This window comes from Streptomyces sp. NPDC005803, assembly GCF_040630435.1.
Lineage (GTDB): Bacteria > Actinomycetota > Actinomycetes > Streptomycetales > Streptomycetaceae > Streptomyces.
The window spans coordinates 347,028-356,572 of sequence record NZ_JBEXXO010000003.1 but is presented as its reverse complement, the minus strand read 5'-3'; the positions used below and the strand labels follow the sequence as shown (position 1 = coordinate 356,572).

The window sequence follows — 9,545 nt, the reverse complement described above, 5'->3', positions numbered from 1 at the left end:
GTGACTGTGCGAGACGTCCGGGGCATCGGCGCGGACCGGCTGTGCGGCATCGGTGACGAGGCGGCCTCCGACCTGGCCGGCCAGCTGGCCATCCACCGCGAACTGGGCATGGACGCGATCGAGCTGCGTACCGTCGACGGCCTCGGCCTGCACGAGCTGTCCGCGGGCGACGCGGCCGACCTGGCGCGGCGCACCATCGTCGCGGGTCTGAGGGTGCCGGTCGTGGACACCCCGGTGGGCTCCTGGTCCACCACGGTCGCCACCGGCATGGACGACGAGCTGGCGGTGCTGGAGCGCTCCGCCAAGGCGGCGGCGCTGCTCGGCTGCGACCGGCTGCGGGTCATGTCGTACCCCAACGACGGCCGCCCGGAGCGTGAGTGGCGCACCGAGTCGCTGCGCCGCATGCGGATGCTGGCCCGCGAGGCGGAGCGGCTGGGCGTGACCCTGCTGCACGAGAACTGTCAGGGCTGGGCCGGGCAGAGCGCGGCGCACACCGTGCGCATGCTGGAGGAGGTCGCCAGTCCCCGCCTGCGGCTGCTGTTCGACACCGGCAACGGCCTCGCCTACGGCTACGACTCCCTCGGCTTCCTGCGGCGGGTGCTGCCGTGGGTGGACCACGTGCACATCAAGGACGGGATCCGCTCCGGCGGTACGGCCGCGTTCACGATGCCCGGCGAGGGCACCGCCCGCGTCGCGCAGTGCGTGCGGCTGCTGGAGGAGCACGGCTACAGCGGCCACTACAGCCTGGAGCCCCACCTGGCCCATATCCCGCACCTCGGTCTGTCGGGCGATCCGGCCGCACTGGCCGACGGCTACCGGGAGTACACCCGTCGCTGCGCCGGGCTGCTCGGCATCGACACCACGGACAGCCGTACGTACTGGGAGGAGAGCCACCATGGCTGAGACGGCCCGCACCACCCGCACCGGCGGCGGCCTCGCCGCCGCCGACCTGGAGTGGCTGACCGAGCTGATGGCCGTCGACTCGGTCTCGCCGCTGGAAGGCGGCCCCATGGACGGGGCGGCCCGCGCGCAGCGCGTCTTCCTGGCCGGCGCCGCCGCGCGCGGCTTCCGCACCGCACTGCACCGGCCGCCCGCGGCCGAACTCCTCGACCGCCCCGAGGTGCCGGCCACGGTGCGGGAGGCGGCCGACCGGGACCTTGCCGCGTTCCTGGCCGGGCAGCCCTCCGTGGTGGTCGCGCAGGGGGCCCCGCAGCCGCAGGAGCGGCGGATGGTCGTCAACTTCCACATGGACACGGTGGGTCCGCACGTCCCGCCGCGCCTGGAGGGGCGCGTCCTGCACGGCCGGGGCGCCGTCGACGACAAGGGCCCGGGCATCGCCGCCGCGGCCGGGATCGCCGCCGCCTTCGCCGAGGACCCGGGTCTCGACGGCCGGATCGAGGTGCAGCTCGCGTCCGTGCCCGGCGAGGAGGGCGGCGCGATGGGCACGTACGGCACGCGTGCGCTGATCGACGCGGGGTTCACCGGCCGTCTGATGGTGTTCGCCGAACCCACCGGCAACACCTTCATGGACGGCTGCACCGCCGCGATGACCCCGCGGATCACGGTGCTCGGCCAGGACTCCACCGACGACCACCCCGCGGACGGCCACAACGCCACCGTGCTGCTGGGCTTCCTCGCCGACTTCCTCGCCCGCAGGCTCGGCCCGCTCGCCCACGGCATGGGAGCCAAGCTCTGCGTCGCGGGCCTGCACACCGGGACCGCCCACAACCGGGTGTACGGGGACGGGCAGTTGCTGCTGAACATCGCCTACCCGGCGACCGAGCAGGCCGAACTGCTGGCCGCCTCCCTCGAAGTGCTGATCGAGGAGGCCCGTACCGAGTTCGCCCACCTGCACGCCCACGACCCGTTCAGCCGCCGCACGGTGAAGGACTGGCGCCGGATCGTCCGCCTCGACTGGCTGAAGCAGGGCCTGCCCACCCTGAACAACCGCGACGCCGAAGCCGAACTCCTGTTGAACGAGGCCGGGTTCGTCCGCCACGACGGCCTCGCCGACGGTTCCGCGTTCACCTGCGACGCGATCTGGGCCCCGGGCCCCGGCCGCTACGTCGTGGCCTGCGGACCCGGCCGCCTCGACGCCAACGGGGCGCACACCGACAACGAGTTCGTGCACCTGGACGACCTGGACACGTACGCCCTGCGCATCAAGGAACTGGTGCACGCGTTCGCCGCCCGCACCGCCTGACCGACCGACCCGCGATCAAACAGAGGACTTGTCATGACCGTCCGCGTTCCCCTCGCCGAGCTCACCGCCTTCGTCCGCAACGTCCTCACGGAGTGCGGTCTGGACCCCGAGTCGGCGAGCACCGCCGCCGACGTCATCACGTACGCCGACGCGAACGGCTTCACCACCCACGGCACCAACGGCCTGGTGAACATCTACGCCCCCCGCCTGCTCGACGGCCGGATCGCCGCCGGCGCCGCACCGCGCGTCGTCCAGGAGACCGCCGGGGCCGCCCTGCTCGACGGGGACCGCGGGCTCGGCCTGGTCACCATGGACCTGGCCATGGACCTCGCCATGGCCAAGGCGCGGCAGACCGGCATCGGCATGGTCGCCGTACGCAACAGCACCCACTTCGGCAGCGCCGGCTACTACACGCAGAAGGCGGCGGCCGCCGGTCTGATCGGCCTGGCGATGACGAACTGCGGCGCCCAGGGCGTCGCCCCGCCGCTGGGCGGCACCGTGCGGATGCTCGGCACCAACCCGCTCAGCGCGGCCGTCCCGGTGACCGAGGGCGCCCCCTTCGTCCTCGACATGAGCACCACGGTCGTCGCCACCGGGAAGATCAAGGCCGCCCACCGGGAGGGCCAGGAGGTCCCGCAGGAGTGGCTGATCCGCCACGACGGCACCCCGACCTCGGACCCGGCCGACTTCATGGCCGAGGAGGCGGACGTCGCCTGGCTCGGCGGGCCCGCCGCGACCGGTGGCGCCAAGGGCTTCGGGCTCGCGCTGCTGGTGGACCTGCTGTGCGGCCCGCTCGCCGGCGCCGCCTACGGCCCCCGGCCCGGTGTGCTGAAGGGCGAGCCGGCGGGCGACGACAACGTCGGCCACACCGCGATCGTGATCGACCCCTCCGCGTTCGGCTCCGCCCGGGCGATCGCCGCCGAGAACCGCATCCTGCTCGACACGGTCGCGAACTCCCCGGCCGCCGCGTACGCCACGCGCGGCGTCACCTATCCGGGAGCCCCCGAGGCCCAGCGGTACGCGCGGTCGCAGCGCGACGGCGTCGAGCTTCCGGGACCGGTGGCCGCAGGCCTGGCCGCGCTCGCCGAGCAGCTGACAGTGCAGGCACCCGCCGCGCTGACCGGGCGGACCCTTCAGCCGGCCGCCTGACGTTCGAGGCACGCCACCATCCACCATCCACGCGTCACGGAAGGGACCGAACCATCATGCGTATCGGAGTGATCGGAGTGGGCGTCATCGCCCCCTTCTTCCTGCAGGCCATCGAGGACGACCCGGAGCTGCGACTGACCGCCGTCTGCGACCTCGACCAGGGGAAGCTGACCGGATTCGCGCCGGGGACCGTCATGTTCACCGACCACCGTGACCTCCTGGCCTCCGGGCTGGTGGACGGTGTGGTCGTCACCCTGCCCAACCACGCGCACGCCCCGGTCGTGGCCGACGCCCTGCGGGCCGGCGTCCACGTCTGCTGCGAGAAGCCGCTGACCGTCTCCGCCGCGGACGCGCACCGCCTGATACGGCTGGCCGACGAGCACGGCACGACCCTGTTCACCGCCTTCCACCGCCGCTACAACACCCATGTGCGGGACCTGGCGGCGCGGCTGCCGGACCCCCGGCTCATCTCCCACGTCACCAGCCGGTACCAGGAGAAGATCGAGGAGCACACCGGCGCCGACCGCTGGTACCAGGACCTCGACCGCTGCGGCGGCGGCTGCGTCATCGACAACGGCCCCAACGCGCTGGACGCCCTGGAGACGGTGCTCGGCCCGCTCACGCTGACCGACGCCACGATCGGGGACGTCCGCTCCGGCGTCGAGTTCTGCGCCGAACTCCACCTGGCCACCGCCGGCGGCATCCCGGTCCATGTGGACCTGGACTGGGCCCTGGAGACCGGTGAGCGCAAGGACATCACCGTGCACCTCAAGGACGGCCGGGAGCTGCACGCCGACATGCTGGACGGCTTCGAGGCGTTCAAGTCCTCCCTCGACCACGAGTACGCGGGGATCATGGCGGACTTCCACCGGGCGGTGCGGGACGGCCGGACCGCGCCGGACCGCGGACCGCACATCGTCGATCTGGTCGAGGAGGCGTACGGCATCGGACGGACGAAGGAGCAGCGCCTGCGGATGAGCTCCAAGGAACCGTTTTCGGCCCATCTGGTGAAGCTGCTGTTCCACCGGCGCTCGGACCGGGGCATGCGGCTGTCGCCCTGGCAGTCGCGCTGTGTCCGGGCGGGGGACGTGCACGAGCTGGTCACCACGACCGACCGGCCCTCCGCCACCGGGGACCGCGTCGACCACGTGGGGTTCCTGGGCTTCGCCGAGTTCCCCGCGGGCACGGTGATCGACCGGGGCGACGTGGTCGCGGGCCCGGGCGGGCCGATCGGGCGGGTGGCCGGATTCGACGAGTGCCACGCGCCGAACCACTACAACATCCTGATCGACACCGAACGCGTCCTCACCGCCGAGGACTTGAACCTGCACACCCTGGACACCCTCACCTTCTCCGGAGGAAGCCGATGACCACCCCCACCTTCCGCAAGGTCGCCGTGACCCCCGAGGCCCGCGCGCTCGTGCCCGGCGTCCACGTCCTGACCCTGGAGGCGGAGGTCGCCGCCGCCGGCCCCGCGCCGGCCGACGAGGTCTGGGCCGAGGCCCACGCCCAGTGGTCCGGGGCCAGCCGCTCCGAGGTGCGCGCGGCCCCGAACGTCGCCGCCTACCGGGAGCTGAGCCGCCTGCTCGGCAGCCACCCCGACAAGCGGCCGCCCTCCGTGCAGGCCCTCGTCGACCGGGGGCTGCGGGCCAAGCCGCTCGGCGCCTGGCCGCGGATCAACCCGGCCGTCGACGCGGTCAACGCGGTGGCGGTGCGCAGCCTCGTCGCGCTCGGGCTGTTCGACCGGGACAAGCTGGAGGGCGAGGTGGCGCTGCGGCTGACCGACGGCACCGAGGAGTTCACCGCACTGGGCGCGGACGGACCGGTGACCCTGGAGGCGGGCGGGCTGGTCCTCGCCGACGAGAAGCGGGTGCTGTCGCAGTTCGCCCACCGGGACGGTGTGCACCAGGCGGTGACCGAGGAGACCCGCCGGGTGCTGCTGCTGGCCTGCGCCGTCCCCGGCGTCGGCGAGGACACCTGCCGGGACGCCCTGCTGGAGGCCGCCGCACTGCTGCGCGGGACAGCGCGGTAGCGGCCCCCGGGGTCCCCCGGGCGAGGCGGCCAAGTGGTCCGCCGCCGCCCCGGAACAGTGGACTGCCGGGCCGGTACGCGCTGTTGGTTGGCTGGACTCACGTCGCTGACCGACCCACGTACCGAAAAGAGACCGCCCACGATGACCATGACCGCCGTCGAGCCCGCCGCAGCACCTCCCCGGGCGGTCGCCGCACCCCTGCGGGTGACCGTGGCGCGGACCGCCCTGCCCCCGCACGCCCCGCTCGCCCTGGGCGCCGAGCTGCGCCGGCTGCTCGGCGAGGACCAGGTGTTCCTCTTCGAGAGCCTGGCCGGCCCCGACGAGGACTGCCGCTTCGCCGCGGTCGGCGCCGAGGCGCTGGCCCGGATCACGGTGCGGGACGGGCAGGCCGTCCTGGACGGGGCGCCGGAACTGGTGGACCGGCTGCGCCCGCTCGCCGACCGCGCCCGTGACGGCGTCCGGCACCTGCTGGAGGCGGTGAACGGGGCCTTCGCCGTGGAGACGGACGTACCGCTCGACACCTACGCCTTCGGGTTCCTCGCCGTGTTCGGCTACGAGGCCGCCTGGCACCTGGAGAAGCTGCCGCCGCGCGCCCCCGGCCATGACCCGGAGATCACCCTCACGCTCTTCCGGCACGTCGTCACCTACGACCTGGCGACCGGCGAGAACCACCAGCTGTACGCGCAGGCACCCGAGTTCGGCGGCCCCGGGGTGCTCGGCGCCGACCTCTCCGCGCTGGTGCGCACCCTGCCCGGCGAGGACGAGGCCCCCGAGCCGCCCGCCCCCCAGCCGTACTCGGTCCGCCGCACCGTCGGCCGCGAGGAGTTCACCGACCGGGTGCGCCGCTGTCTGGAGCACATCAGGGCGGGCGACGTCTACCAGATCCAGATCGGCCACCGCATCGAGGTGACGACGCCGCTGCCGGCCATCGACGCCTACCGCAGGCTGCGCCGGAGCAACCCGTCGCCGTACATGTACCTGGTGCCGTGGGCGGGACGCACCCTGGTCGGGGCCAGCCCCGAGCTGCTGCTGCGGATCGAGGGCCGGACCCTGGCGATGCGGCCCATCGCCGGCACCGTCGCCCGGGCCGCCGACCCCGCCGAGGACGCCCGCCGGGTCGCCGCGCTGCTCGCCGACGAGAAGGAGCGGGCCGAGCACATCATGCTGGTCGACCTGTGCCGCAACGACGTGGCCCGGGTGTCCGTGCCGGGCACCCTCGCGGTCGAGCGGATGCTGGCCGTCGAGCACTTCGCCCAGGTCCACCACCTCGTCTCCACGGTCAGCGGAGAGCTGGCCGGCGGCGCCGACGTGTGGTCCGCCCTGCGCGCCACCTTCCCCGCGGGCACCATGACCGGGGCGCCCAAGGTCCGCGCCATGGAGCTGATCCAGGAGATCGAGGGCCGGCCGCGCGGCGCCTACGCGGGCGCGCTGGGCCTGATCGACGTGCGCGGGCACGCGGCGACGCTCGCCCTGTGCATCCGTACCGCCGTCCACGACCCCGGCACGGGAACGTACGCACTGCAGGCTTCGGCCGGTGTCGTCGCCGACTCGTCGGCCGAGGGCGAGTGGCGCGAGACGCTGATCAAGATGAGCGCGGTGTACGCCGCCCTGACGGGCGAGGGGCTGACGGCATGAGGATCCTGCTCGTCGACGCACGCGACAGCTTCGTCCACATCATCGACCACTACCTGCGGGAACAGGGCGCCCGCACGGACGTCGTCACCGCACACGCGCACACCCCGGCCGAGCTGGCGGCCCGCCGCCCGGACGCGGTGGTGCTCGGCCCCGGCCCCGGGCACCCGGCCGATTCCGGCCATCCGGAGCTCGTACGCCATTTCGCGGGCCGGGTCCCGCTGCTCGGGATCTGCCTGGGCCACCAGGCCATCGGGCTCGCCTACGGCGGCCGGATCGAGCGGGCGGCGCGCACCGTGCACGGCAAGACCAGCCGCCTCGCTCACGACGGCTCGGGCGTCTTCGCGGGACTCGCGGACCGTACCGAGGTCACCCGCTACCACTCGCTGGCCGTGGCCGACCCGGTGCCCGACGCGCTCGTGGTGACGGCACGGGCCCGCGAGGACGGCTGCGTGATGGGGCTGCGCCACCGCCGGCTCGCCGTCGAGGGCGTGCAGTTCCACCCGGAGAGCATCACCACGCAGACCGGATCAGCGTTCATCGCCAACTTCCTCGAAGGGATACAGCCATGGCCGACCACGGTCCCTGGGCGTCGATAGCCGCTCTCAACGGCTCCGAACGGCCCGACGGCCTCACCGGACGGGTGCTGCGCATGCTGGCCGCGCAGGCCGCCGAGCACGGCGTGCACCTCGATGTGATCCCGCTCGCCGAGTACGACATCACGCCCTGCGGGCCGTGCGGCGACTGCAACGTGCGGCCGTTGCCGTGCTCGCTGGACGACGACGTGCCGGCCCTGGTGGACCGGCTGATCCGGGCCGACGGGGTGCTGTACGCGGCGCCGGTGCACGGCTTCGGGCTCGCGGGCGTGATGCAGAACTTCATCGAGCGGGCCGGGGTCGGGCACCTGCGGTTCGACCGCCCGCTCGCCAACAAGGTGGCCGGAGTGGTGGTCACCGGCCGTCGCTACAGCCACGACCGGGTGTACGGGCAGCTCATCGACAACGTCCTGCTCAACCGGATGATCGTGCCGGGCAGCGGCTTCCCCGCCTTCGTGCACGACCAGTTCGCGCCGGCCGAGGACCAGGAGGGCCTGGCCGCCGCGCGCGGACTGATCGAGCGCATGATCGACCTGTTGCGGATCCTGCTGCTGCCGCACGGCGGCCGCGGGGACACCGCACGGCTGCTGTCGCTGCCCCGCAACGAAAGGGCCGGGCTGCTCAGCCCCACGGGGTGAACAGCCCGGCCCGGACGGCCGCTTCAGACGGCGGGCGGTGCCTCCGGTCCCGCCGCGTGCCGCCCGCCGATCAGGACCGACCGCAACGCGCCCTTGTCCTGGAGGACGGTCATGTCGGCCGCCGGGTCGCGGTCCCACACCACCAGGTCGGCGAGCCGGCCCGGCGCCACCACCCCGGCGTCCGCGCCGCGCCCGGCCAGCTCCGCGCCGTTGCCGCAGGCCCACTTGATGACCGTCTCGGGCGCGATCCCGGCCCGCTCCACGTACATCACCAGCTCGTCCGCGTAGGTGCCGTGCGGGGTCCACGCGAAACCGAAGTCGTCGCCCGGCACGATCTTCAGGCCGAGGCCCTCCGCCAGGGGCAGGAAGCGCAGGGTGTTCTCGATCTCGTCCCGGAAGTCCAGGGACTCCAGGTAGTCGGGGGCCTTGCCGAACCGCTCCCCGAGGGCGAGCAGGCGGTCGGGCTGGAACAGGCTCGGCACCACGAACACGCCCCGCTCGGCGATCTGGTCGAGCGCCCTGTCGTCGGCGTAGGTGGCGTGGTCGATGACGTCGACACCGGCGGCCAGCGCGTTGCGGATGCCGGCCAGGCCCCGGGAGTGGGCCCGCACCCGGGCGCCGCGCCGGTGCGCGGTCTCCACGACCGTGGACAACTCCTCGCGGGTGAACAGAAGTTCGTCGGAGCGCGCGTTGGGGAAGGTGTCGTCACCGGAGGAGAACACCTTGATGATCTCGGCGCCCTCGTCGATCTCCTCCTCGGTGTACTTCACCAGGTCACCGAGGACGTCCACCACCGGCATCAGTTCGCGAGGCATCCGCTCCTTGAGCTCGGGTGAGCGCCGTCCCGGCGGACCCGACACCATCAGATCGCGGCTGCACGGGGTGATGCGCGGGCCGGCCAGGACACCGGCCTCGATGGCGTTCTTGAGCGCCATGTCGATCCCGGCGACCGATCCGGCCCCGACGAACGCGGTGTATCCGCAGCTCAGCAGGTCCGTCGCGTGCCGCGCGGCGTGCAGTGCGACCTCGGGCACCCGGTACTTGAACAGGGTCTCGCGGCCGGTGGTGACGTTGACGTACGCGATGTGGGTGTGCCCCAGGGTCATGCCGGGCAGCACGGTGGCCCCGGCCAGGTCCCAGCGGAGGAAGTCACCCTCGGCGGGGACCTGTGAGGCCGGCAGCACGGCCTCGACGCGCTCGCCCGCCACCAGGACGGATCGGGCGGGCACCGAGGCGCGTCCCAGGCCCTCCTGGACGGTGACGTCGTGCAGCAGCAGTCGGCGGTCGGTGGTCAC

Annotated in this window: 9 protein-coding genes; 8 read left to right on the top strand and 1 reads right to left on the bottom strand. The window is 73.5% G+C overall.

Annotation, left to right across the window (positions count from 1 at the left end; genetic code table 11):
• The 8 genes from ABZ454_RS07005 to ABZ454_RS06970 all read left to right on the top strand — a co-directional run bounded on the left by ABZ454_RS07005 (position 1) and on the right by ABZ454_RS06970 (position 8,250).
• The gene (locus tag ABZ454_RS07005; RefSeq protein ID WP_356314228.1) at positions 1-903 is read left to right on the top strand and encodes a sugar phosphate isomerase/epimerase family protein; all 903 of its coding nucleotides are present in this window, start codon (positions 1-3) and stop codon (positions 901-903) included.
• Positions 896-2,203, top strand: a complete 1,308-nt coding sequence (locus ABZ454_RS07000; RefSeq protein ID WP_359536408.1) for a M20/M25/M40 family metallo-hydrolase — start codon at positions 896-898, stop codon at positions 2,201-2,203. The genes ABZ454_RS07005 and ABZ454_RS07000 overlap by 8 nt, the downstream gene beginning before the upstream one ends.
• 33 nt (positions 2,204-2,236) lie before the next feature.
• Entirely contained in the window at positions 2,237-3,352 is a 1,116-nt protein-coding gene (locus tag ABZ454_RS06995) for an Ldh family oxidoreductase (protein WP_356314222.1), read from the top strand.
• A gap of 56 nt (positions 3,353-3,408) precedes the next feature.
• On the top strand, positions 3,409-4,722 hold the full coding sequence (locus tag ABZ454_RS06990; RefSeq protein WP_356314219.1) for a Gfo/Idh/MocA family oxidoreductase: 1,314 nt from the start codon (positions 3,409-3,411) through the stop codon (positions 4,720-4,722).
• A complete protein-coding gene (locus tag ABZ454_RS06985; RefSeq protein WP_359536407.1) occupies positions 4,719-5,384 on the top strand; it encodes a phenylalanine--tRNA ligase beta subunit-related protein in 666 nt (221 codons plus the stop codon). Before ABZ454_RS06990 ends, ABZ454_RS06985 begins: the two co-directional genes overlap by 4 nt.
• Positions 5,385-5,525: 141 nt before the next feature.
• Complete coding sequence (locus tag ABZ454_RS06980) at positions 5,526-7,019, top strand: anthranilate synthase component I family protein (RefSeq protein ID WP_359536406.1); 1,494 nt, start codon at positions 5,526-5,528, stop codon at positions 7,017-7,019.
• Positions 7,016-7,615 (top strand): aminodeoxychorismate/anthranilate synthase component II, encoded by a 600-nt coding sequence (locus tag ABZ454_RS06975; protein WP_356314210.1) that lies wholly within the window; start codon positions 7,016-7,018, stop codon positions 7,613-7,615. Before ABZ454_RS06980 ends, ABZ454_RS06975 begins: the two co-directional genes overlap by 4 nt.
• The gene (locus tag ABZ454_RS06970; RefSeq protein ID WP_356314207.1) at positions 7,585-8,250 is read left to right on the top strand and encodes an NAD(P)H-dependent oxidoreductase; all 666 of its coding nucleotides are present in this window, start codon (positions 7,585-7,587) and stop codon (positions 8,248-8,250) included. The genes ABZ454_RS06975 and ABZ454_RS06970 overlap by 31 nt, the downstream gene beginning before the upstream one ends.
• Before the next feature lie 23 nt (positions 8,251-8,273).
• Here ABZ454_RS06970 and ABZ454_RS06965 read toward each other — a convergent pair whose 3' ends face one another.
• The gene (locus ABZ454_RS06965) at positions 8,274-9,545 is read right to left on the bottom strand and encodes an amidohydrolase family protein (protein WP_356314203.1); all 1,272 of its coding nucleotides are present in this window, start codon (positions 9,543-9,545) and stop codon (positions 8,274-8,276) included.